Origin of the sequence: Campylobacter concisus (assembly GCF_002913715.1) — a bacterium.
In the GTDB taxonomy this organism is placed as follows: domain Bacteria; phylum Campylobacterota; class Campylobacteria; order Campylobacterales; family Campylobacteraceae; genus Campylobacter_A; species Campylobacter_A concisus_AG.
The window spans coordinates 592,705-616,959 of record NZ_PPCE01000009.1 but is presented as its reverse complement, the minus strand read 5'-3'; the positions used below and the strand labels follow the sequence as shown (position 1 = coordinate 616,959).

22 protein-coding genes and 1 pseudogene are annotated in these 24,255 nt (G+C 38.2%); 12 read left to right on the top strand and 11 right to left on the bottom strand.

The window, feature by feature from the left end; genetic code table 11:
- Positions 1-60: 60 nt before the first annotated feature.
- From CYO92_RS07080 to CYO92_RS07045, 8 genes are all read left to right on the top strand, one after another.
- Positions 61-1,830, top strand: a complete 1,770-nt coding sequence (locus tag CYO92_RS07080) for a response regulator (RefSeq protein ID WP_103589406.1) — start codon at positions 61-63, stop codon at positions 1,828-1,830.
- A 98-nt stretch (positions 1,831-1,928) separates the two neighbouring features.
- Positions 1,929-2,834, top strand: coding sequence for an AEC family transporter (locus CYO92_RS07075; protein ID WP_103589407.1), 906 nt, complete (start codon positions 1,929-1,931; stop codon positions 2,832-2,834).
- A gap of 62 nt (positions 2,835-2,896) precedes the next feature.
- On the top strand, positions 2,897-3,151 hold the full coding sequence (locus tag CYO92_RS07070; RefSeq protein ID WP_103589408.1) for a pyruvate kinase: 255 nt from the start codon (positions 2,897-2,899) through the stop codon (positions 3,149-3,151).
- A gap of 9 nt (positions 3,152-3,160) precedes the next feature.
- A complete protein-coding gene (locus CYO92_RS07065) occupies positions 3,161-3,823 on the top strand; it encodes a response regulator transcription factor (RefSeq protein WP_103589409.1) in 663 nt (220 codons plus the stop codon).
- Positions 3,816-4,985: a sensor histidine kinase gene (locus tag CYO92_RS07060; RefSeq protein ID WP_103589410.1), complete on the top strand. Its 1,170-nt coding sequence runs from the start codon at positions 3,816-3,818 to the stop codon at positions 4,983-4,985. The genes CYO92_RS07065 and CYO92_RS07060 overlap by 8 nt, the downstream gene beginning before the upstream one ends.
- 128 nt (positions 4,986-5,113) lie before the next feature.
- Complete coding sequence (locus tag CYO92_RS07055; protein ID WP_103589411.1) at positions 5,114-6,589, top strand: aldehyde dehydrogenase family protein; 1,476 nt, start codon at positions 5,114-5,116, stop codon at positions 6,587-6,589.
- 179 nt (positions 6,590-6,768) lie between these two features.
- The gene (locus CYO92_RS07050; protein ID WP_103589412.1) at positions 6,769-7,470 is read left to right on the top strand and encodes a metallophosphoesterase; all 702 of its coding nucleotides are present in this window, start codon (positions 6,769-6,771) and stop codon (positions 7,468-7,470) included.
- Positions 7,471-7,472: 2 nt separating this feature from the next.
- Positions 7,473-8,498 (top strand): hypothetical protein, encoded by a 1,026-nt coding sequence (locus CYO92_RS07045; protein ID WP_103589413.1) that lies wholly within the window; start codon positions 7,473-7,475, stop codon positions 8,496-8,498.
- Between the two features lie 90 nt (positions 8,499-8,588).
- Here CYO92_RS07045 and CYO92_RS07040 read toward each other — a convergent pair whose 3' ends face one another.
- Both CYO92_RS07040 and CYO92_RS07035 read right to left on the bottom strand, forming a co-directional pair.
- Positions 8,589-9,410: a YihY family inner membrane protein gene (locus CYO92_RS07040; protein ID WP_103560281.1), complete on the bottom strand. Its 822-nt coding sequence runs from the start codon at positions 9,408-9,410 to the stop codon at positions 8,589-8,591.
- A 3-nt stretch (positions 9,411-9,413) separates the two neighbouring features.
- Complete coding sequence (locus tag CYO92_RS07035) at positions 9,414-10,136, bottom strand: plasminogen-binding N-terminal domain-containing protein (RefSeq protein ID WP_021090557.1); 723 nt, start codon at positions 10,134-10,136, stop codon at positions 9,414-9,416.
- Positions 10,137-10,249: 113 nt separating this feature from the next.
- On the opposite strand from CYO92_RS07035, the gene CYO92_RS07030 reads away from it, so the two are divergent.
- The 4 genes and pseudogenes from CYO92_RS07030 to CYO92_RS07015 form a co-directional block, all read left to right on the top strand.
- Positions 10,250-11,419, top strand: coding sequence for a peptidoglycan DD-metalloendopeptidase family protein (locus CYO92_RS07030; protein ID WP_054196505.1), 1,170 nt, complete (start codon positions 10,250-10,252; stop codon positions 11,417-11,419).
- Positions 11,420-11,428: 9 nt separating this feature from the next.
- On the top strand, positions 11,429-12,796 hold the full coding sequence (mgtE, locus tag CYO92_RS07025) for a magnesium transporter (protein ID WP_087576925.1): 1,368 nt from the start codon (positions 11,429-11,431) through the stop codon (positions 12,794-12,796).
- The gene (locus CYO92_RS07020; RefSeq protein ID WP_103589414.1) at positions 12,781-13,365 is read left to right on the top strand and encodes an NUDIX domain-containing protein; all 585 of its coding nucleotides are present in this window, start codon (positions 12,781-12,783) and stop codon (positions 13,363-13,365) included. Before mgtE ends, CYO92_RS07020 begins: the two co-directional genes overlap by 16 nt.
- Before the next feature lie 178 nt (positions 13,366-13,543).
- Positions 13,544-15,649: pseudogene (locus tag CYO92_RS07015) on the top strand (RNA degradosome polyphosphate kinase); the annotation flags it as partial.
- A gap of 144 nt (positions 15,650-15,793) precedes the next feature.
- Here CYO92_RS07015 and CYO92_RS07010 read toward each other — a convergent pair.
- From CYO92_RS07010 to CYO92_RS06970, 9 genes are all read right to left on the bottom strand, one after another.
- Positions 15,794-17,602 carry a menaquinone biosynthesis decarboxylase gene (locus tag CYO92_RS07010; protein ID WP_103589416.1) on the bottom strand — a complete coding sequence of 603 codons (1,809 nt, stop codon included), beginning with the start codon at positions 17,600-17,602 and terminating at the stop codon, positions 15,794-15,796.
- A gap of 326 nt (positions 17,603-17,928) precedes the next feature.
- Positions 17,929-18,294 carry an Imm10 family immunity protein gene (locus CYO92_RS07005; RefSeq protein WP_103589417.1) on the bottom strand — a complete coding sequence of 122 codons (366 nt, stop codon included), beginning with the start codon at positions 18,292-18,294 and terminating at the stop codon, positions 17,929-17,931.
- A 3-nt stretch (positions 18,295-18,297) separates the two neighbouring features.
- The gene (hemC, locus tag CYO92_RS07000) at positions 18,298-19,227 is read right to left on the bottom strand and encodes a hydroxymethylbilane synthase (protein ID WP_103589418.1); all 930 of its coding nucleotides are present in this window, start codon (positions 19,225-19,227) and stop codon (positions 18,298-18,300) included.
- Positions 19,228-19,235: 8 nt separating this feature from the next.
- A complete protein-coding gene (locus CYO92_RS06995) occupies positions 19,236-19,667 on the bottom strand; it encodes an FxsA family protein (RefSeq protein ID WP_103589419.1) in 432 nt (143 codons plus the stop codon).
- On the bottom strand, positions 19,664-21,364 hold the full coding sequence (locus CYO92_RS06990) for a proline--tRNA ligase (RefSeq protein WP_103589420.1): 1,701 nt from the start codon (positions 21,362-21,364) through the stop codon (positions 19,664-19,666). Before CYO92_RS06990 ends, CYO92_RS06995 begins: the two co-directional genes overlap by 4 nt.
- Positions 21,354-22,637, bottom strand: a complete 1,284-nt coding sequence (gene hemA, locus CYO92_RS06985; RefSeq protein ID WP_072594950.1) for a glutamyl-tRNA reductase — start codon at positions 22,635-22,637, stop codon at positions 21,354-21,356. The genes CYO92_RS06990 and hemA overlap by 11 nt, the downstream gene beginning before the upstream one ends.
- A complete protein-coding gene (locus CYO92_RS06980) occupies positions 22,637-23,530 on the bottom strand; it encodes a polyprenyl synthetase family protein (RefSeq protein WP_103589421.1) in 894 nt (297 codons plus the stop codon). The genes hemA and CYO92_RS06980 overlap by 1 nt, the downstream gene beginning before the upstream one ends.
- An 11-nt stretch (positions 23,531-23,541) precedes the next feature.
- Positions 23,542-23,973: a hypothetical protein gene (locus tag CYO92_RS06975; protein WP_084041454.1), complete on the bottom strand. Its 432-nt coding sequence runs from the start codon at positions 23,971-23,973 to the stop codon at positions 23,542-23,544.
- The gene (locus tag CYO92_RS06970; RefSeq protein WP_012001636.1) at positions 23,966-24,220 is read right to left on the bottom strand and encodes a DUF2018 family protein; all 255 of its coding nucleotides are present in this window, start codon (positions 24,218-24,220) and stop codon (positions 23,966-23,968) included. The genes CYO92_RS06975 and CYO92_RS06970 overlap by 8 nt, the downstream gene beginning before the upstream one ends.
- Positions 24,221-24,255 lie beyond the last annotated feature (35 nt).

Genomic DNA, 24,255 nt, shown 5'->3' with positions numbered 1-24,255 from the left:
GCCTAAATACTTTATAAATTTATCCGATATTATCTGCAACATCTTTAAAAAGGATTTTAGATGAATATTGCATCGTTAAGACATAACTTTATAAATTTAAAAGATTTAGAAAATCCTACAGATATACTCCATACCTTTAAGGATAAACAAGGTTTAGAGATAAATAACGAACAAATTTTAAGCCTAAAAGAAAGTATAAAGGCAAGCAAAGTTATAAATATCACTGATTCCGAGATCAAAGAGCAAAATAGACATAAAATCCTACAAAAAGTAGAAGAAATTTTAAATAACTACTCAAAAAATCTCATCTACAGCAACAATAAAATTCACTCCGATGAGCTTTCTAGAGGCTATAATTTTAGTGAAAATGCCTACTTTAAAAATATAAAAGCTTCAGATAGCAGCAGCATGCTATCTACACTAAAAAGTGGATACATAGAAAATACAAAATTTAAAAATTTAAACGATTACGCTTATTCAAACACTTTAAAAACAAAATATGGCGAAGTAGAAGTATTTTTAGATATTTACGGCGACAACGATAAACTTGGCACTACAAAATTGGAAAATAATAGCTATCTTTTTAGCTTTGATAGCAACAATGACGGTGTACTAGATCAAAAAGATATACTCTTTGATAAGTTAAAAGTAAGGGGTTATGACAAAGACGGAAATGAAAAAATAGCAAATTTAAGCGATGTGATGCCAAGGGTCGATCTTAGACAGTTTATCAGCACAAATGTCATAAATCACAACCAAATAGAAAGAGAAGAGCTAAATCGTAAAGCAACGATCACAAATAATCCCGATCTTTATGTGGATACAAAAGATATTGATTATAGACACTCTTACTACGCCTCAGATCCAAATACTTTGTTCGCTGCAGAAAACAGATATGAAAAGATAGAGAAAAATGATATAAATAATTTCTTTAAAAAATATGCCCAAAATGACGGCTGGGTCGATCTAAGACACAATAATATCTTTGGTAAAGATAGCTCTTTTAAAAATTTTGCCTATCTTAAAGTGGGTTTTGATGATACTGCAAGGCTAAGTGAGTTTAATCCAATCATTGAGCCGAGCAAAGATTACAAAAAAGATGAAAATTTCTCATATACAAAATTTCAAAAAGATAGTTTTATGAAATTTTACAAAGATTATAACGCTGAGTTTGACGCATACAACAAAATGATAGAAAATCTTGGCATTAATTTAAAGAAATTTGATGAAAATGCAGACTCTTATATATCAAAGCTTGAGAAGACAAAATCAGCCAAAATGATCTCGATGGAAAATGAATTTAAACAAGCAACTGGACTTGAGTTTAGTATCTCAAATTTAAAAAAGGTAAAAAAGGCTTTTATAACAAATGAAGCCACAGCTGCCACATCTTTACAAGATAGCGATAGCGTCATAGCTATGAAGCTAAACAAAGATGGCACCATAAGGCTAAAATTTGACAGTGGCAGAGAGATAGACGTAAAAGAGCTTTATAACGATACTGGCAAGCTAAACACATCAAGCGAGCTAAAAACTAGCATAAATTTAGAGGCAAAAGAGATGAATAATGTGCAGCTAAATAGCTTGGATTTTAAAGATATTGGCTTCATACAAGGTGATAAAATCGTAAGTCTAAAAGATGCCGGAGCGATCGCCATTGCCAATCTATCTAATAAATTTGAGAGTAAATTTTTAATCAGTCTAAATAATGGCAAAAGCATATCTACAAGAGAAATTTATAATATCAGCTATCTTGAGAATGATTTAAAGAGTAAAGAAAAGATAGATGAGAGAGATAAATTTTATAAAAAAGTTGATATTAAGGCATAAATTTTGAGAGCAAATTTTAAAAAAGGTTTATTGTAATTTAATCTTATGGGTCCTATAATCAATTTTCCGTAAAAATTTAGATTTATAAAGAGAATGCTATGAACTTTACTCCACTTTTTGCAATTTTTTTCATAATCGCAACTGGTTTTTTTGCTAAAAAAGTCGGCATTGTTGAGCAAAAGCACTCAATCCCATTTGTGGATTTTGTCCTTTGTTTTGCAATGCCTGCGCTAATCTTTGACAAAATTTACCACGTCAATGTTGATGTTTCACTCATAAACACCATTTTAATCGGCTTTGGCTCAACAGCTATCAGTGCTGTCATGGCGTTAGTGCTTGGCAAGATCTTTAAATTTACTAAAGTAACAACTGTTAGTATGGTCATGCTAAGCCTTTTTGGTAATACCCTATTTGTCGGTATGCCTGTCATTCAGGGCTTCTTTGGCGATGCGATGGTAAATGAAGTCATCTTTTATGATCAAATAGCCACTGGTATCCCACTTTCGATCCTTGGACCACTCATCCTCTCTTTTGCCGCACCGGAGAAGGTTTCGCTATTTCAAAATACAATGAAAATTTTAAAATTTCCACCATTTATCGCGCTTATTATGGCTCTTATCTTAAAAGAAGTCCCACTTCCAGATTTTATCTTTGCGCCACTTAGGATGTTTGAAGGCAGCGTCACTCCAGTGGCACTTTTTGCGATCGGTGTTGGTCTTAACTTTAGCAGCATCACAAGCTCATATAAAGGCGTTAGTGTCGTGCTTTTATGTAAGATGATCTTGCCAGCTATCGTATTTTTCATCATATTAAAATTTTCAGGTATCCAGATGAACAAAACTTGGGTCGTTGGTCTCTTTCAATGTGCGATGCCAACATCAGCCCTTGCAAGTGCGATGGTCATAAAAGCTGGCCTTGATAGTTCACTAGCCATCTCATCAGTGGCCATAGGCGTGCTATTTTCATTTATCACGCTTCCAGTTATATATTTTGTATTTGCGTAAATTCACACTCACTTAACACTAAAGAGATAGTATTTCATCATATTTCATTTAAAGGAGACGTTATGAAGAAATTACTACTAGTTGCACTTGGTGCTATGTTTATGTTTGGTGGTCTTGCAAATGCTACTGAAATGATGAAAAAAGATGACATGGGCAAAGACGAGATGATGAAGAAAGAGCAGATGATGAAAGATGACATGGGCAAAAAACCCATGATAAAAAAAGATGAAATGAAAAAAGACGACATGGGCATGAAAGATGAAATGAAGAAAGACGACATGGGTATGAAAAAAGACGAAATGAAAAAAGGCATGTAAAGGTGCTTAATGGTTAGAATTTTGCTCGTTGAAGATGATGAAATTTTACTTGATCTCATCAGTGAATATCTAGTTGAAAATGGCTATGAAGTAACCACTTCAGATAATGCCAAAGAAGCGCTTGATCTCGCCTACGAGCAAAATTTCGACCTGCTTATACTTGACGTCAAACTCCCACAAGGAGATGGCTTTTCACTTCTTTCTTCCTTAAGAGAGCTAGGTGTTAGCGCACCTAGCATCTTTACCACCTCGCTAAATACCATTGACGATCTTGAAAAAGGCTACAAAAGTGGTTGCGACGACTATCTAAAAAAGCCATTTGAACTAAAAGAGTTACTCATACGTATACAAGCGCTTCTAAAGAGAAATTTCTCACATCACAGTGGAGATGCGATCAAAATTTCAAGCGAATTTAGCTTTCATCCGCAGAGCAAGACACTAAGCAAAGATGGTAAAAATGTAAATATCTCGAGTAAAGAGAGCGATCTGCTCGCCCTATTTTTGCAAAACAAAGGCAAAATTTTAACCAAAGATGAGATTTTTAATAAAATTTGGAAATTTGACGAGGAGCCAAGCGAGCTTAGCCTTCGTGTCTATATCAAAAATTTACGCCAAATTTTAGGCAAAGATACCATATTAAACAGGCGTGGGGACGGCTATGTCTATGTCTGAAAAGACGCAAATTTTATTTAAAATTTTATCCCTTTATCTTGTTAGCACTGTGCTATTTTTAGGATATTTTTTCATACACGACTATAAAAATAAAAAAGAAACGCTCATTTTAAACGAGGTGAAGTCTTTAAAAGAGATAAAAATGGGCATTTACATGAAAGCTAGAATGAATGGACTTGATTCAATTTCAAGTCTAACAAAAGAAAAAGGCGTGCATGCTTGCATCGTGCTAAAAAATGGTGAGAAAATTTATAAAGACTTTGACTGTCAAAAGATAGACAAAAGCAAAAATGTAAATTTGATCGGCGGCAAGGTCGCGATATTTGAAAAGATCCAGTACATGGAGGACAACACCACAGACGAACTCTCGTACGCAGATATTTTTCTAGTTGGCAAAGATATCAAGGCTGAAATTTTATCTTTACAAATTTCAACCATACTAAAGGCACTCTTTTTCTTTTTTGCCCTACTCTTTGTCGCCTTTTACCTAGCAAAACTAAGCCTAAGGCCGCTTTATGAAAAGATAGATACGCTAAACCGCTTTATAAAAGACTCAACACACGAGATAAACACGCCTCTAAGCGTCATCTCGATGAGCATAGAAACGGCTGATCTTGACAACCTAAATGAGCGAAATTTAAAGCGTTTTAACAACATTAGCCTTGCCGCAAAGAGCCTAAATAACATCTATGACGCGCTCGTTCATCTAAGCTTTAACCTAGATAAGCCTAGCAAAAAAGAGCCGATAGATCTAAATTTACTAACCACACAAAGGTTAAACTACTTCTCGCCATTTTTTGCCAAACGCGGACTTAAGATAGATGCCAGCCTAAAGCCCAGCTTCATAAATGCAGACCTTGAGGATATGAGCAAAATTTTAGATAATCTCCTAAGTAATGCCGCAAAATACGCAGCGCAAAATTCAGAAGTACGCATCGTTTTAGAGCCAAATTTCTTTAGCATAAGCAACACCGGTCGAGGCATCAGCAAAGAGGATCAGATGAAAATTTTTGACCGCTATACGAGATTTAACGACGATCAAGGCGGCTTTGGCATAGGGCTAAATTTAGTTAAAGAGTGCTGCAAGAAAAATGATATCTTCGTAAAATGCCAAAGCAAACTTGATGGCGAGACTACGTTTTCGCTCTCTTGGCAAAATTAAATTTAAAAAATCATCCTACTCTAAACAATAAAATTTATTAAAAAATAGAATTTATGTCCAAAATTTATTTTTGATAAATTTTATTAATATTATAATCCTTTTACAAAATCTTAATAAAGGAGAAAAGTATGAAACTACTAGAAAAATATGGGCTTTTCATAAATGGTGAGTGGCGTGACGCAAAAGACGGTGCTACACTTGATGCAAAAAATCCAGCAAACGGCGAGCACCTTGCAAAGATCGCTGATGCTACCGAAGAAGATGTAAATGACGCTGTACGTGCTGCACGTGAGGCTTTTAAGAAATTTAAACATACTACAATTAGCGAGCGTGCAAAGCTACTAAACAAGATCGCTGATATCATTGATGAAAACAAAGAGCACTTGGCAAAAGTTGAGAGCATGGACAACGGCAAGCCGATCCGCGAGACGCTAAATGTTGATATTCCTTTTGCGGCAGAGCATTTTAGGTACTTTGCTGGCGTCATCATGGGTGAAGAAGGCAGTGCAAACGTACTTGATGAGAAACAGCTCTCTATCGTTTTACGCGAGCCAATAGGCGTTGTGGGTCAGATCGTGCCTTGGAATTTCCCATTTTTAATGGCAGCTTGGAAGCTAGCTCCAGTGATCGCAGCAGGCGATGCGAGCGTGTTTAAACCTTCAAGTGAGACAAGCCTAAGCGTGCTTGAGCTATTTAGACTAATAGATAAAATTTTGCCAAAAGGTTTAATAAACATCATAACTGGCAAAGGTAGCAAGAGTGGCGAATGGATCAAAAATCATCCAGGCCTTGATAAGCTAGCATTTACTGGCTCAACCGAGATAGGCCGAGATATCGCCATAGCTGCGGCTCGCCGTATCATCCCAGCTACACTTGAGCTTGGCGGCAAGAGCGCAAATATCTTCTTTAGCGACGCAAATTTAGACAAAGCGCTTGATGGCCTTCAGCTTGGCATTTTGTTTAACCAAGGTCAAGTTTGCTGCGCAGGATCAAGAATTTTCGTAGAAGAGAGCTTTTATAACAAATTTATAGAAGCTGCGGTTAAGAAATTTAGCACCATAAAAGTTGGCGATCCACTTGATCCTAGCACTCAAATGGGCTCACAAATCAATAAAAAACAAGCTGAGCAAATCTTAAACTACGTCGAGATCGGCAAAAAAGAAGGCGCAAAAGTGGCAGTCGGTGGCAAAGCCTACACAGCAAATGGTTGCGACAAGGGCGCATTTGTCGAGCCAACGTTGCTAGTTGATGTGACAAATGATATGAGAGTGGCGCAAGAAGAAATTTTTGGCCCGGTTGGCGTTGTCATTAAATTTAAAGATGAAGCCGAGCTTATCAAAATGGTAAATGACAGCGAATACGGCCTAGGTGGCGGAATTTTCACACAAGACATCACAAAAGCACTTCGCGTGGCAAGGTCTATGGAGACTGGTAGAGTCTGGATCAACACCTATAATCAAATCCCAGCAGGCAGCCCATTTGGTGGATATAAAAACTCAGGTATCGGCCGTGAGACGCACAAGATCATACTTGAGCACTACACTCAGATGAAAAACATCATGATTGACTTAACCGGCAAGGTTAGCGGCTTTTACGCACAATGATTTTAGGGAGCCTAGGCTCCCTTCTGCTTTAAATTCCTTAAATTTTAAATATCTTTTACTAGGTTTTAACTTTATTATATCGCTAGCATTACGCCAATATAGTACAGCTATATAAAAGTGTTTTCTTAACACTACATTTTTAAGCTTAATAGACTAAAATTTGGCACAAAGGAGAAAAATTGAGCGAGCAAATTTATATCATAGGCGATGTGCACGGCTGTTTTAACACACTTTTAGAGCTTATCAAGCAGTTTCCAGACAAAGAAAAATCACAAATTTGCTTTGTCGGAGATGTGATAGATCGGGGGCTTTTTAGTTGCGATGTAGTCGAACTTATCATACAAAATAACTATAAAATGGTAATGGGAAACCACGAAAGAAGGTTGCTAAGCAACAAAGATTTCTTTTTAAAAAACAAAATACCATTTGATACAAGTTGGTTTTACAATAATGGCGGTGAAGAAACATACAGATCATACCTAGCTCAAAGCGTGGGGTTCAAGCAAAGACACATAGAATTTTTAGAAAGCATTCCAGTATATTTAGAGTTTAAAGACCACAAAAACCAAAATGGCGAGCATTTGGTCGTCTCTCACTCGGCTGTTGGGAAATTTTGGACTTTAAGAGATGATGATAGTTCAAGAGATGAGTTTAGAAGGCATGTACTATCAGGCAGAGGCGATATGATGCAAGTTGAAGGCATATTTAATGTCTATGGCCACACGCCAGTGCGTGAGGCTAAGCTCTATACAAATAGCGCCAATATCGATACGGGATGTGTTTTTAATGAAGAAGGATATGACAAGCTAAGTGCCTTAGAATTTCCATCGATGAAAATTTATACGCAAAAAAATGTTGAAAATTTTAACAAACAAGGATAAAAATGTGGTTTTCTAAAAAGAGCTCTAGCTTTGCAAGCAGAGTTGATAAATTTTGGAGCGAGTTTGGCAAAAATTTAGACGCCATCAAACAAAATTTAGAAGATAAAAATTTTGAAGCTGCAAGCAAAATGACCGAAGAAGCGCTAAATTTATGTTTAGTTGATCCAACTTTTATGATAGGCCTTATTAATGGAAAGATCGATCTAGTACTCACTCCAGAAGGACTTAAACATAGGCTTTTGTGGCTTAAATTTATCAAATCGCGTATGCCAAAAGAGTATGAGGCAAAGCTTACTTGCACACTTGGCAAGCCACGTGCACCACGAAACGTCGCTACTATACAGATGTATGGCGTAAGCGTTGATGCAAATGAGGTCATGGTCTATGCAAATTTCAACGACAAAAGCGTGGATATGTGCCTATATAACGAGACTCTAAGTAAGCTTAAAAGCGAAGATGAAAATAAGGCATATACATTATCGCTCATACTTTGTGACAACGTAGTTGGTGAGATGATTATGATAAATATGCTTGGAGAGTTTGAGATAATAGACGAGCCAAGAGAAAAAGGCGTGCCACTGATCGACTTTGCCGATCTTATAGATGAGAAATTTGGCAAAGAAGCCTCAAACGAGCCACTTAAGAATTTTATGGTCTATGAGCTAGAGCCTCGTTCAAACAAGCTACGTGACGACGTTTTCACAGGATTTACATCTCTTAGCGAGCTACTAAACGAATACTACGACGGTGCAAGCGATACCTATAACGAAGCTTTTGAGCTTGGCATAAATTTTTGCTTTTTAGCCATATCTCACGGTGGCGACATACAGTTTGGCGTTGATAGCAAAAACAAAATTTCAGACGCGCTAAAAGAGAGTGAAATTTGTGAGATCATAGGTGAAGCAAATGGCGAGATGCGATCTTACATAGATCTTATCTGCTTTGACAAAGAAGAGCTAGAGAAAAAGGCTAAAGAATTTAGCAAAGAGCTTGGAGTAAAGATAGAAATTTACGAGTTTAAACGCTGATTTTACATAATATTCTACATAAAATAATACAAATCACACCAGCTGGTAAATTTATAAAAATATATTGCCAGCTGGTACTAACTATTAAATTTATCTTTTAAATTTGGAGCTGTTTGAGAGATAAGCACAAAGCTTTAGCCCATATAAAAAGATGATCCACGAGATGTAGATCCAGACAAAAAAGAAAAGCACTGCTGAAAACGAGCCATAAACGCTTAGATAGGTTTTATTATAAAGGACATAATAGACAAAGGCCGACTTGCCAATATACCAAACAAGCGAGGCGGCAAATGAGCTAAAAAATGCGCTCTTAAATTTTATCTCGTCATTTACTGAGATGAGATATGTGATGCAAAATATCGCCCAGATGATGAGATATGGGAATATGCTTAAAAAATTTATCGAGTTTGTGATTACGTTTGAGTTTAGCATCTCTTGAATGAGGCTTGAGAGGTAGAAACTACCAGCAAGACCAAGTGGCGCGAGCGTGATAAGCGTCCAATACGAGCTAAGTGCTGACCAAAATCCTCTAGCCTTACTCGCACGTGTCACTTTTAAAACTACATATTCATAGTCACTAAAAAACATGGCTGATGTAAATATCATCGCCACAAAGCCAACTATGCCTAAATTTCCGCTATTTTGTAAGAAATTTTGCAAGTAGTTTGAGATGATCTCTTGATTACTTGGCAAAAGAGCCGAAAATATAAAGTCCTGAATTTTGGCGTAATAATCCTCAAAACTAGGCAGTTTTGTAAAGATAGAAAACGATATAAGAAGTATCGGAATGATCGATAAAATCGTATGAAAACTAAGGCTTGAGGCATAGTGAAAGAGCTCTTTGTCCTTAAGCGTTGGGAGCAAATTTAAAAACTCTTTTAAGCTTTGCTTACTTAAGGACAAACGGCTCATTTATCAGTTATCTTCTTCAAAAAGTTTTTCGTAGTGAGCGTCGTAGTTGTTGATGTGCTCACTATTTAGCTTCCAAAACACAGTGTCTATGTCGCTAACTCTTGTATAAAATGGTAGCTGATAGTACTCAACCTCGCCACTTTTAAATTCTTTTAGCACTTTAAAGCTTTGGCAATCGGCAAAAACGCTTCTGCCATCCATCGCTACGAAAATTAGACCAGCTGCACTTTGAGCACACATTTTTCTAAAGTCATCTCTGCTTGGATTTGGCTTGTATTCGTAGCTTAGATACGCTCCTATAATATCTGGGTGGATAAATATCATATTTGGAAACGCAGATGTGATCTCTTCGTAAATTTCTTTATTTGGCACGATGATTAATGAGCGGTTATAAAGATAGTTTAGCACGACCATATCGCCATTTGCAGGTGCAATGCCTGGAAGCGGGAGCGCCTTTTGCTCAAGTAGATCAAACACCTCAAATCTAATCTTAGCAAAGCCAGAATTTTTTGAGATAACGCTAACTCTTGCTATGATAGAGCTATCAGTGTCAAATTTATGAAGCACAACACCACTTGAGCCGATTAAAATTTCTGGACTATCAACTATCGTCGCTGTGCCATCACTATCGACGCTAATTATAGGAGTTCTATACTCATTTAAAGAAAAATCAGCCCCAAAAGCAAAGCCAAAAACTAGCGATAAAATCACAAATATACGTTTCAAAAATATCTCCTAAGTTTAAATTTTTAGAGCGATTATAGCCTAAAATGCTTTATCTTTTGCAAAATTAAAGCAAGTTTTAGTTAAAATCCCACCAGCTTTTTAAAAGGACATTAATGCCTCGTATTTTTATAATTTTTGCAATATTATCTATAAATTTATACGCTATAAAGCCAAGTGTCGACGAGCTTAGCTGGCCAAATGGAAGTAACTTCTTAAATTTCTTAGAGACAAACAAAATCCCACTTTCACTTTACTATAACTTAGCAACCGAAGATCAAGAGCTAACAGAAGAGATCATCGCTGGCACAAAGTATCAAATTTATAAAGACGACAACGGTAACACTAAACAAGTACTAATCCCTGTTAGTGACGAGCTTCAAATGCATATTTTTAGAGATGACAATGATAAATTTAAGCTCGAATTTCTTCCCATCTCTTATCAAAGTGAGGATAAATTTTTAGCCTTAAAGGTCGATAAATCAGTCTCTGAAGACATTTTTGACTACACTGGCTCTGGCACGCTAGCTCTTGGCTTTAAAGAAATTTTTAAAGGAAGTGGCATTGATTTTAAAAAGATAAACAAAGGCGATACGATCGCTATCGTTTATAATCAAAAAATACGTATGGGCCGCTCTTTTGGCACTCCAGAAATCTATGCTGCGATGATAGAAACAAAAAATAAACGATATGTCATGTATAAATTTGAAGATAAATTTTATGATAAAAACGGAAAGAAAAATGATAAATTTTTACTAGTTCGCCCTCTTGCAAACGCTAGAATCACATCAGCTTTTACTCTAAAAAGATGGCACCCTATTTTACAAAGATATAGAGCGCACCTTGGCGTTGACTACGGTGCTCCAAAAGGTACACCAATCAAAGCCGCAGGCGATGGTACGGTTAAATTTGTCGGACAAAAAAGCGGATATGGCAGAACCGTCATCATCTCTCATGCTGGTGGCTACGAGACACTTTATGCTCACCTAAATGGCTTTGCTAAAGGCATAAAAGGTGGTCTAAAAGTCAAACAAGGCACGCTTATAGCCTACGTTGGCACAAGCGGTATGAGCACAGGGCCACACCTTCATTTTGGTCTTTATAGAGACAATAAACCTATCAATCCAGAAAGTGCAATAAAGGTCGTTAAAAGCCTAGAGGATAAGAAAGAATCAGCTAAATTTAAAGCAGTTGTTAGTAAAAATGATGAGCTAATAAAAAATGCTTTAAGCAACGAAAAAGAGTATCATAAAGTGGAATTTTTCCCTAACGTAATAGAATTTTAAAGGCAAATTTTGAATCAAGAACTAGATGAAGCAAAAGAGCTGATAGATCAGCATTTAGATGAAAATTTAGAAGACAATGAACTCTCACCTTACGAGCTAGCCCAGCACCTAAAAACACTTAAAAAGCACGATGAAGAGCTTTTTGCTCACTATCTTGAGAAGCTAGATCCTGAAATTTTAGGTGATGTTGCTATTGAGTTACCTGATCATATGCTAAAAGATGTGATCGAACAACTTCCAGCTGAAAAGATCGTAGAAGCACTTGAAGAGCTAGAGAGCGATGATGCGACTGATTTGCTTCAATACATCGAGGATATCGACGAAGATAAAGCTAGAGAGCTTTTTAACGAGCTTGATAGAGAAAACCAAAATGAAATTTTAAGACTTAGAAGCTACGAAGAAGATAGAGCTGGTGCTCACATGCAAACAGAGCTTTTTTCGGCTCACCTTGAAGAAAAGCTTGGCAATGCAGTAGCAAGACTTAGACGAGAAAAGCAAGAAGGCAAGCTAGAAAATATCTCTCAGCTTTTTATCATCGATAAAAATGGCGTTTTACAATACGCTATCCCACTTGAAGATCTTATACTTTTTGATTTTACAAAGACGCTAAAGCAAAATATCGAGTCAGCACAGATCGATCATTACAAGCCACATGTTGCAAATGATATGGACCTTATGCAAAATGTCGCTGATATGTTTCAAGAGTACGATTTAAATGTTATCGCAGTTACAAGTAGCACTGGAATTTTGCTTGGTCGTATCACATCTGATGATATTCACGACTATATTCAAGAGAGTGCAACTGAGCAAATTTATAACCTAGCCGGCGTTGATGACGAGTCAGAAGAGGACGATACGCTTTTTAAGGCTGGTCGTGGTCGTGCGGTTTGGCTTGGCGTAAATTTACTAACAGCTCTTTTTAGCTCATCTATAATCGGACTTTTTGACGAGACAATAGCAGCCTACGTCGCTCTTGCTGTTTTAATGCCAATAGTTGCATCAATGGGCGGAAATACCGGCACGCAAGCGCTTGCCGTTACGGTTCGCCGTCTGGCACTTGGTGAGATTGAGTTTAAAGATGCCAAAAATGTCTTAAAACGTGAGGTTAGTATTTCACTTATAAATGGACTAATCTTTGGTGTGGTAATGGGCATAATCGCCTCTGTTTGGTTTGACAAAGGTATGCTTGGCGTTGTTATCGGGCTTAGCATGGTTACAAATTTATTCTTTGCTGGCTTTTTTGGCACGATCATACCTTTGACGCTAAGGCGCTTTAATATAGATCCTGCAGTCGGCTCAGCCGTCATTCTTACTACTTTTACTGATGCGATAGGATTTTTTAGCTTTTTAGGACTTGCAAAATGGATACTACTATAACTAATTTAGAAATTCTACCTCTTGGTGAGTCAAAATACCTAAAGCCATTTAAGATAAAATTTATGCAAAATGGTGTCCAAAGAGATTGGGACTGCGTAAAAGTGATGAATAGCGTTAGTATTTTTTTATATCACGAGCAAAAAGATGCCTTTTTGTTTGTAAAGCAGTTTCGTCCTGCTGTTTGGTACTCACAAGAGAAAGAAGGCATCAAAACAAATGAGCAAGGCTTTACTTACGAACTTTGCGCAGGCCTTATGGATAAAGGACTTAGCGAAGAGCAAACAGCCAGAGAAGAAGCGATCGAAGAAGTGGGCTATGAGCTAAAAGAGATAGAGCGTATCACGATGACATACGGTGCTTTTGGCTTTGGAGGCAATATGCAAACGATGTTTTACGCAAAGATCGATGAGAGCATGAAGGTAAATTCTGGCGGTGGCGTCGATGGCGAAGATATCGAGCTTGTTTTCATAAAGCGAGAAGATATGATGAAATTTGTCTTTGACGAGAGCAAAGTCAAGGGCTTTGGGCTCATCTTTGCTTATTTGTGGTGGGAGAAATTTAAAAGCTAAAACGATATCTTTTTAATAAGCGCAAAAACAACGACTGCCACTAAAAAGATACCAACTAATATCACATAATCAGACATAACAAGCCTTTAAATTTAAGTTTTGGCTTATTGTAACCAAAATTTTAAATAAAGTAAGAACTTTATAACCGCATATATCATAAAATAACTCAAAAACACACAAGGAGAAGATGATGAGCGAAAATGAAACTCTTTTTATAAACCGAGAATTAAGCTGGCTACGCTTTAATTCAAGGGTGCTCGCTCAGTGTGAAAAGGAAATTCCTTTACTTGAAAAGCTAAAATTTATAGCTATTTATATGACAAATCTAGACGAGTTTTATATGATCAGAGTCGCTGGCTTAAAGCAGCTTTTCGCAGCTGGAGCTACTACGAGCAGTGGCGATGGCATGAGCCCACTTGATCAGCTAAGAGAGATTAGAAAATATCTACAAAATGAGCAAAATTTAGTAGAAGATCACTATAAAAAAACAGTAAATGCTCTTAGCAAAGAGGGACTTTTTATAAAAAATTATGACGAGCTTGATGATAGTTTGAAACAAAAATGCGACGAATACTTTTTCTCAAATATCTTGCCAGTCATCGTGCCTATCGCTGTAGATGCGACTCATCCATTTCCGCACCTAAACAACCTTAGCTTTTCTCTTGCCGTTAAGCTTGCTGATATCGAGCATCCAGAAATTTTAAAATACGGCATGATAAGAATTTCAAGAGTCTTGCCACGTTTTACACAGCCAAGTAGCAATGTTTTTGTGCCGATTGAAACGATCGTACACCGCCACGCAGAAGAAATTTTCCCAGGGTATAAGTTACTTAGCTCGGCTGCTTTTAGAGTGACAAGAAACGCTGATATTGTCATCGAAGAAGAAGAAGCGGATGATTTTATGATGATACTTGAGCAAGGGCTAAAGCTTCGCAGAAAAGGAGCTTTTGTTCGTATGCAAATCGATAAAAACGTAGATGCTGACATCTTGGAATTCTTAAATTTTCATATGAAAATTTTTCATAAAGATGTCTATTTTTCAAGTATTCCGCTCACTCTTAGCTCGCTTTGGGAGATAGCTGGAAGCAAAAATTTTACCCATCTGGCAAATGCGCCTTACGTTCCAAAAACGCTACCACCATTTGGTAATGGCATCTCGGTGTTTGACGCCATAGATAAAGAAGACGTGCTCTTAGTGCATCCATTTGAGAGTTTTGATCCAGTTGTAAGCTTTATCAAAGAAGCTAGCAAAGATCCAAAAGTCATATCTATTCGAATGACACTTTATAGAGTCGATAAAAGTTCACCAATAATTCAAAGTCTAATAGACGCCGCAAGTGACGGCAAGCAAGTAACTGTAATGGTTGAGCTAAAAGCAAGGTTTGACGAGGAAAATAACTTGCACTGGGCAAAGGCGCTTGAAGACGCTGGAGCGCACGTGATATATGGCATCACAGGTTTTAAGGTGCATGCAAAAGTTAGCCAGGTCATCCGCCAAATCGGCGATAAGCTTAAATTTTATATGCACTTTGGCACCGGCAACTACAACGGCAGTTCGGCAAAAATTTACACCGATGTGAGCCTATTTACGAGTAAAGAGGAATTTAGCCAAGACACGACCTCGTTTTTTCACATCCTATCAGGATATAACAAAAACCGCCGTCTAAACGCCCTTAGCATGTCGCCCTTTCAGATAAAAGAGCGCATCATCGAAAAGATAAGAATGGAGGCTAGCAAAGGCAGCGAAGGTAGGATCATCGCTAAGATGAACGCGCTAATAGACGAAGACGTGATAAACGAGCTTAGCCGCGCATCAAACGCAGGTGTGAAGATCGATCTTATAGTTCGTGGTGTGTGCGGACTAAGGCCTGGCATAAAAGGCAAAAGCGAAAATATAAAAGTTCGCTCAATAATCGGCAAATACTTAGAGCACGCTAGAATTTTATACTTTAAACATGCTCAGCCAAAAATTTATATCTCAAGTGCTGACTGGATGCCAAGAAATCTAGAGCGTCGCTTGGAGCTTATGACACCTATTTTTGAGCCAAGACTTCAAGAGAGACTACTTGAAATTTTAGAGCTTCAGCTAAGCGATAATGACCTAGCTTTTGAGCTACAAAATAACGGTGAATACGTAAAAGTTGCAAGAAGTGAAAATGAAAAAGTAATATCTTGCCACGAAGTTTTGGAAAATTATATATCTAAAATTTATAAATCCGTAAAAAAAGATACAGATAAAGCAAAAGCCGATATGCTCGCAAGCAAACTCTTAAAAGAGAGCTAAAAACAAGTTAAGCTTTTAGACCTAGTCTAAAAGCTATTTTTTAATCAGCATAAAGACACTAGCATTTGATTAAGTAAATATTATTAAAAATTTAAAATCCACAATAAAAAGCAAGATTTATAAATTTACTTGAGCCCCTCAAAACTAGCCAAATATTTCAAATTTTTTAAATAACTCTGGCTCATCTTTTACTATACCGCGCTTAACTAGATCAGCAACTACTTCGTGGTCACAATCCGTTTGTAATGGCCAGCCACGCGTATATCCCTCTAGCTCGTCCTTGCTCGTCGCATCTACGCAGAAATTTTCACCATCTATGAAAATATCACGCAAAGCATCGATATTGTTTGTCACACGCCAAAGTAGCATATATGGGTTTTCAAGGTGATTTTGCATATCTACAACGATAAGGAGTTTGAAAAATTCTCTAAATGTCAAAAGCTTGTCAAAAAGCTCTTTTACCACACAATCTTTTTCAAATTTCACCACACAAATAGGCGTTTTGGTATCCGTTTTAAACTGCTTAAGCTCTTTTACATTTGGCGTAACGCTTTGAAATTTAGCCAAAAGCTCGCTGTCGCTTAAAACCATAGGTCTAAATTTACAAAAATCTTGCGTCGCATCTACGCCGAGTTTGCCACCAAAACACGAATTTGGACTAGCATGATCAAGTTGATCGCACACACCTTGGCTTATTAGCACACTCTGACTACCAAAATAATTTAAAACAAAGCTAGTAAATTCATCATAATTTTTAAGTTCAGGCGCATCGGCTCCAACAAAAATGGCATGTTTTACAAAACTCATCTGCCCAACGCCCCAAAATGCGTGCATAGCCTGCTTTGCATGAGCTGGATAGAGCGTATTTATCTTGGCTAAGATTAGGTTGTGAAAGACGCCATTTTCAGGCATATTGTAGTCCAGTAGTTCAGGCACGGTCGTTCGCAAAAGTGGCAAAAAAACCCGCTCAGTCGCCCAGCCCATGTACTTATCCTCGAGTGGCGGCTTTCCAACCACAGTCGCGTGAAATACCGGCTCACGCTTGCTAGTTATCGCCGTAACCTCCATCACCGGAAAAGGCTCGATAGGCGTATAAAAGCCGGTATGATCGCCAAATGGCCCCTCAAGCTCGCACTTAGCCGTATCCACAAAGCCCTCTATCACGTAGTCTGTATCGTACGGGACGTAAATTTCATTCGTTAAGGATTTTACGAGTTTGGCTGGCTCTTTGCGGATAAAACCATAAAGCAAAAGTTCAAAAATTCCCTTTGGAAGCGGTGCTTGGCCGCACCAAATATAAAGTGGATCACCACCAATCGCCACAGAGACTGGCATTTTTTTGCCTGCACGCTTGTACTCGTGAAAGAAATTTGCACCGTCTTTGTGTATCTGCCAGTGCATGCCAAGGCGGCTTTTGTCATAAATTTGTAGTCTATACATACCTAAATTTTGCAAAGCGCCGTCCAAGCTTTGCGTATAAACCTGCCCCATTGTAATAAAAGCACCACCATCATTTGGCCATGTCTTTAGTGCTGGAAGTGATAGCAAATCAGCATCTTCACCTATAAATTTCACCTGCTGGCACTCACCCTCACCTTTTAATCTCTTAGTAAAAATTTTTCTCATGCTAAAAAGATAGGTTAAAAAATCAAGCTTTTCTTTGAAATTCTCTGGTTTTTTGGGCTTTAAAAGCTTTTCTATCTCATCTGCTATCTCATCAGGTTTTAGCCCAAAGATAAGCTCAAGCGCGCGTTTTGAGCCATAGATATTTGTAAGCACAGGGGCAAATTTACGCCCAGTTTTTTTACAGACTGGGTTTGTAAAAAGTAGCGCTTGCGAACCCTCACGCTTAACCTCGATATAGCTTGCGTGTGCGATCTCAAGATCAATATCTGTTGGCTCATCGATAACACAAAGTAGATTATTTTCTTTTAAAAGCTTGATGTAGTCCATATTTCGCCTTTTTGATTTTTGGGCGATTTTAGCCAAAAATAGCTGAAAAAGGCGAAGCAAAGCGGATGGCTATTATTTATCACACGTATCAATAGCTATCAGAGTATCGATCGCTGTTTCGGACGTTGCGATATTGCCTCGCCGTTTAAATAGACACAAGCATTAAATTTATACTCCATTGTCATAATGTCCGCGAACTAGCGCTCAACGCACAGCCACACATGGCTAGCATACTTACATCTTTTCAAAGTAATTCATCACAATTTTTTTGTTAGATTAAACACTAGATAGCATCGCAGTTTTGAAAACGGTAGTAAATTTTTTAATTACTCCGATATGTTACATTTTAGCAGTTTGCCAAATATCTCTTTGCTATATTTCATAAAGCGCTCATTAAGCTTTATATCCTCGGTATCTACGCAAATGAGGCTATCTTGCACCTCAAAAATGATAGTTTTATCAGTGATCTTCACCCTTTTGCAAGCGTTGTAGCAAACATCGCCGTTGCACTCTGCGTATATGCCGTTTATATCGGCGTTTTCGTCGTCATCACTTTTTAGTTTGATCGGTCTTTGAAAGATTATGTAGTTTTTGTAGTCGTATTTGTCGTCTGCAAGACCGATCATATAGTAGTTGTCTTTGCTATTTTTAGTAGCGGTTAGGGCTTTTGCTTTAAATTTTAGCTCAAACACACTCTAAGCCATCTCTTCAGCGCGTTTTAAAAGCTCTTTTGCCCCTTTTTCTATAAATTTATGAGCTAGCTCCTTGCCAACGCTTTGAAATTTGTCTTTGCTGACCTTTAAGCTATCTTTTATAAACTCGCTTCCATCAGGCAGACCAACGATCGCATCGATAGAAATTTCATCACCTTTTAGCCTTGCACTTATGCCTATTGGCACTTGGCAGCCACCCTCTAAAACGCTTACAAAGTCACGCTCTATGGTCGTTTCTATAACTGCATTTTCGTCGTTTAGAAAAGAGATCTCATCTAAAATTTGCTTCTCATCTCTAGCCTCTACCCCAAGAGCACCCTGCCCCATTGCAGGTATCATCTCGTCAAAACCAAATGTGTAGATATGTACCACTTCAGCCTTGATATTTAGGCGGTTTATGCCAGCCATCGCCAAAATGATCGCGTCAAACTCGCCCTCTTTTAGCTTTCTAAGTCTAGTTTGCACATTTCCACGAAGCGAGATAATCTCAAGATCAGGCCTCATGATAAGTAGCTGCATCTTGCGGCGTAGGCTCGTTGTACCAACTTTCGCGCCATGTGGCAAGTCGCTAAATTTAGCAAATTTCTCACTTATCATCGCATCTCTAGTATCCTCACGTGAGCAAATCGCTGCAAGTCTAAGCCCTTCTGGAAAGACTACTGGCACGTCTTTTAGGCTATGCACTGCGATGTCAGTCTCGCCTTTTAGCATGCTATCTTCAAGCTCTTTTGTAAAAAGCCCCTTACCGCCGATCTTCGCAAGTGGCGTATCAAGGATCACATCGCCCTTTGTCTTCATACCAATAAGCTCAACTTTTATATCGTTATGTTTTGATTCTATTCTAACTTTGATATGCTCGCTTTGCCAAAGAGCTAAGATACTCTTTCTAGTTGCTATTTTTATCTCTTTCATCGTCTCTCCTAATTTACTCTTTTTGGCTCTTCTATAACCTCAACATCGATGATCTCACCATCATCTTTTTTAGCACTCTGCTCGCTAAAATTTTGGAATTTAAACTCCTGATAGCTCTCATTTTTCGCTATATTTTTCTTAAATATCAAAGAAAAAACGACTACAGCTATGCCAAAAATATCTGTTAAAATTCCTGGCAAAAATAAAAGCATTCCACCAAAGCTAAGCCCTAACTGGCTAAACAAATTTCCGCCAAGAAAGCTTTTAAACGCCACTTGAGGCGAATTTAAGCTAGAAAATCCAGTATTTAAAAGAAGTGCGATACCCACAAATCCAGAAACAAGCACCTCAAGAAAGTAGTTTAAAAAGCCAAATTTATCAACAAAAAGATAGATAAATATCGCTTCTATCAAAAAAAATAAAAATGCGAAAAATCTCATAAGCTTTCTTTTATCTTTTTAAAGGCTTCATTTGCGTCGATCGTTTCTTTGCTTAAACCATCTCTTGTTATAAACTCAACCTTACCATTTGCAAATTCTTTACCTACAAGTAACGCATAAGGGAAGCCGATGAGTTCAAAGTCATTCATCTTAACGCCAAATCTCTCGTTTCTATCATCTATGATGACGCTAACGCCAGCTTTTTTAAGGCTCTCATAAAGCTCAAACGCAAATTTCAAGCCCGCTTCATCTTTTAAATTTGAGATGATGATCTCCACGTCAAACGGAGCGCACTCTTTTTTCCAGATGCAGCCCTTCTCATCGTGGCTAGCCTCTATCATTACGGCAATCAGCCTGCTAATACCTATGCCATAGCAGCCCATCAAAAATGGCTTTGCCTTACCGTTTTCATCAAGATATGTCGCATTCATCGCAGCAGAATATTTATCGCCTAGCTGAAAGATATGACCGACTTCTATGCCCTTGCTAAGCTTTAAATTTCCGCCGCAAACTGGGCATCTATCGCCCTCTTTTACCTTTACAAGGTCTTTAAATCTCTCTTCGTTAAATCCGCTAACACTAACGCCAACAAAGTGGTAGTCCTTCTCATTAGCGCCACATATCATGTTGTTTGCGCCCTTTAGCTCGTTATCTATGAAAAACTTAACATCCTTTAGCCCAACTGGCCCGCAAAATCCAGCCACAAGCCCAGCTTTAGCCACGTCAGCCTCGCTAGCATCGACAAGCTCTAGCGCCTTGCAAGCATTTTGCGCCTTTGTCTCCTGAAGCTCGTCATCGCCCCTTACAAAAAAGACCACGACCTCTTCTTTATCCTCATAAATCGCCTTTTTCATAACAGCTTTTATGCAGTAAAACTCGCTAACTTTAAAAAACTCCGCCACATCTTTTATAGTTTTTGCATTTGGCGTTAGAAATTTAGCCGCGTCCGCCTCTGGTGCCTCAGCCTCGCTAACTCTTGGTTTGCGTCTTGCAGCCTCAACATTTGCAGCGTATCTGCAAGCCTCACAGCAAAGGATGTCATCCTCGCCGTTACTTGCAAGCACCATAAACTCTTTACTGCCACTACCGCCAATGGCTCCGCTATCAGCCTCAACAGCTCTAAAATTTAGCCCTAAACGAGTGAAAATTTTACTATAAGTTGCCTCCATAAGGTCAAACTCACGCTTTAGATCCTCTTTGCTAAAGTGAAAGCTATAGCCATCTTTCATCGTAAATTCGCGACCTCTTAGTAAGCCAAAGCGTGGTCTTGCCTCGTCACGAAATTTGGTGTTTATCTGGTATAAATTTAGCGGCAGCTGCTTGTAGCTAGTCACCTTGCCACGCACCAAAGCAACGGCTGCCTCTTCATTTGTAGGGCTTATGACAAAGTCATTATCTTTTCTATCTTTAAAGCGCAAAAGCTCCTTGCCAAAGACATTGTAACGTCCACTTTGCTTCCAAAGCTCACCTGAAGTAACCACGCTAAAGCTCACCTCTAGCGCACCAGCCTCATCCATCTCCTCTCGTGCGATACGAGAAATTTTCTCATGCATGATCTTTCCAAGCGGTAGATAGTTATAAAGACCAGAGCCTATCTGCTCGACAAATCCACCTCTTATTAAAAATTTATGACTTGGTAAAGAGGCGTCTTTTGGTGCTTCTTTGGTCGTTGGTGCATAAAATTTACTAAATCTCATCTATATCTCCCACTTGAAAATTTTGCTCTTCTTTTATATCAAATAAAAATCTAACTCCATTTGAAAGCTCGCTAGACCTCTCCTCGTCCGCAAGGCTTTTTAGCTTCATCGTTGGCTGATGTAAGAAGGCTTTAAAAACTTGATGAATGAGCTTTTGTGCCTCCTCATAATCACTATGTTTTAAATATCCTTTTTTTATCGCTTTTTCTAGCTCGTTTTTAGCGCAAATTTCAGCCTGCTTGCGGATAGATTTTATGAGTGGCACGCTCATATCTTCTTTTAAAATTTTTAAAAATTCGCTTGTGCCTTGACCTACGATCGAATAAGCCTTTTGTGCTTGCTCCTCTCTTAGAGCTAAATTTTTCCTTACTATCTCCTCTAAACTATCAACCGTATAGACGCTAATAAATTCTGTATTTATAAGATCAATATCCCTTGGCACGGCAATATCGAAAAAGTATCTATGAAATTCTCTTGGTTCGATTATGGCATTTGTGATGATCGCGTGCGGGGCTGCGGTGCTTGAAAATATTAGATCATAATTATTTACATACTCTTTTAATTTTAAAATGCTATCCCAGCTAGCGTTGTCACCAAGGCTATCAACTAGCTGCTCAACACGCTCGGAGCTTCTGTTTATAATGATCACCTCTGCGCCACTTGAGATTAGGTGTTTTGCTGCTAGCTCGCCCATCTCACCAGCGCCTACGACGATAGCAGTTTTACCTTCAAGCGTGCCAAAAATTTCTTTTGCTTTTGCCACAGCCACGCTTGAAACTGAGATCGGATTTTTAGAAATTTGAGTTTCATTTCTAACTTTAGCAGCGCATTTACATGCATAGTGGATGATTTTACTGATTTGTTCGCCGCAAGCTGAGCTATCGTAAGCAAATTTAAAGGCATTTTTTAACTGACCAACGATCTGCGTCTCGCCGACGACTAGGCTATCAAGCGAGCTTGCCACGGCAAAGAGGTGGTGCACGGCTCCGCTGTCTTCATAAATATCAGCCCTTTCATAAAGCTCATCTTCAAAAACACCTGAAAATACAGACATACACCTAAATGCATGCGTCGTTGCACTTTCTAGATCACTAACGCTTGCAATTATCTCGACGCGGTTGCATGTGTTTAAAACCATACATTCGTTTATACTTTTGTTTGATCTTAGTAGTTTTAAAATTTGCTCTTTTTTCTCATCGCTATCAAATGCAAGCTTTTCTCTAACTGAAATATCAGTATTTTTATATGTAAAACTTATATCTAAATAGTGCATCAAAATTCCCTATCTATCATGCTTTTTATGATCCCTTCAAGCTCGGCGTTTTTATACTCTCTTATTGCTTCTATCGCTTCAGCCCCAAGCCTTTTTGCTTCATTTATGGCTTTGCTAAGTGAGCTAGTTTTATCAAAATTTTCTTTTAGCCATGAAATTTCGCCAGCATTTAGCTTCTTTGACCAAAGCGATCTAAGCTTTGCCTTGCCAGCTTCGTCTAAGCTCTTATAAAGATAAATGTAAGGAAGTGTGGTTTTGCCTTCAACGAAGTCGTTAAGTGCTGGTTTGCCAAGCGTTTTTTCATCTTGAGTTATGTCTAAGATGTCATCCACGATCTGAAACGCAAGGCCTAAATTTTTGCCATAAGTTCCAAATTTCTTGCTATATTTGCCAGCTAGCTTTGCCCCGCAAATAGCCGTGGCTTCTATCAAAACAGCTGTTTTATAGTAGATCATTTTCAGGTATTCTTGCTCGTTTTCATTAAAATTTTCAGCCATTTTCACATCCATCATCTCGCCGATACTTAGCTTGCTGACTGCGTCTGAGATGATAGCTGCGATGCTTGGATCAAATTTTGTAAGCTCAAAATAAGCTTTTGAGTAGAGGATGTCGCCTAGCATGACTGAGTTTTTACTGCCAAAAAGTGCGTTTATACTTGGCTTGCCTCGTCTTATGTTTGCCTCGTCTATGACGTCGTCGTGCAGTAAGCTTGCAAGGTGGATAAGCTCGATGATAGCGCAAAGCTTAAGAGAAATTTCACTCTCTCCTGCGATCTTTAAAAGAAGTTTTGAGCGAAGCTTTTTGCCTGAGCTTATCTTTAAAAACATCTCAAACGCCTCTTTGTAGCCAAGCTCGCTTATAAATTTGCTCATTATTTCATCGATTTTATCCATACTTTTCCTTTTTATTTAGCTTCGTCAGGATCTCTAAAACCCACATCCACACGCTTGCTTTCATCTAGCAAAGCCACCCTAAAATGCGCCTTTTTATCCTTAAAATCAATAAATGATATATAAAGGCTCACGCTCTCATTTGGCGGCATCGTAAAATCAGGCAAAACTCGCTGCATGTAGGTATTTTGTCCTTGCCTTAGCGAAAAGACCATCTGCCTTGGATAGCGCCTAAAAAAGCTTTGCACAGTGATATTTGTGCTATCAAATAGCGTCCAGCGAAAGTCAAACGTTTCAACCCTTTGAGTTCGCTTTTCAGTTATAAAGACCCTAGCCCACTCATCTTTTTTAAGCTCAAATGTATGCACTGAGCTTGGATCAAAATTTGGTTCTTTTGCAAAAACAAGAGCGACCAGCAAAGCAATGAGTGCAAAAATCTTACTCATTTTGGCTTAAAATTTCTCCGCTAAGCTCGATATATAGGTCATTTACTCCGTTATAAACTTTATCTTGCTCTGAGGCTATAAAATTTCTGATCTCGTCCTCGCTAACGCCATGCTTTTCGCAAAGCTCGCTCATAGCCACAAATTTTTCAAAAATTTTATCTATCTCATTTTTAACCAAAACGGCATTTGCGTTAAACAAAATGTCATAAAATTTATCTCTCGCACTGCCCTCAAATATATCTATCATCGCTGTTTCTTTGAAAATTTCTTAAGATTATAGCC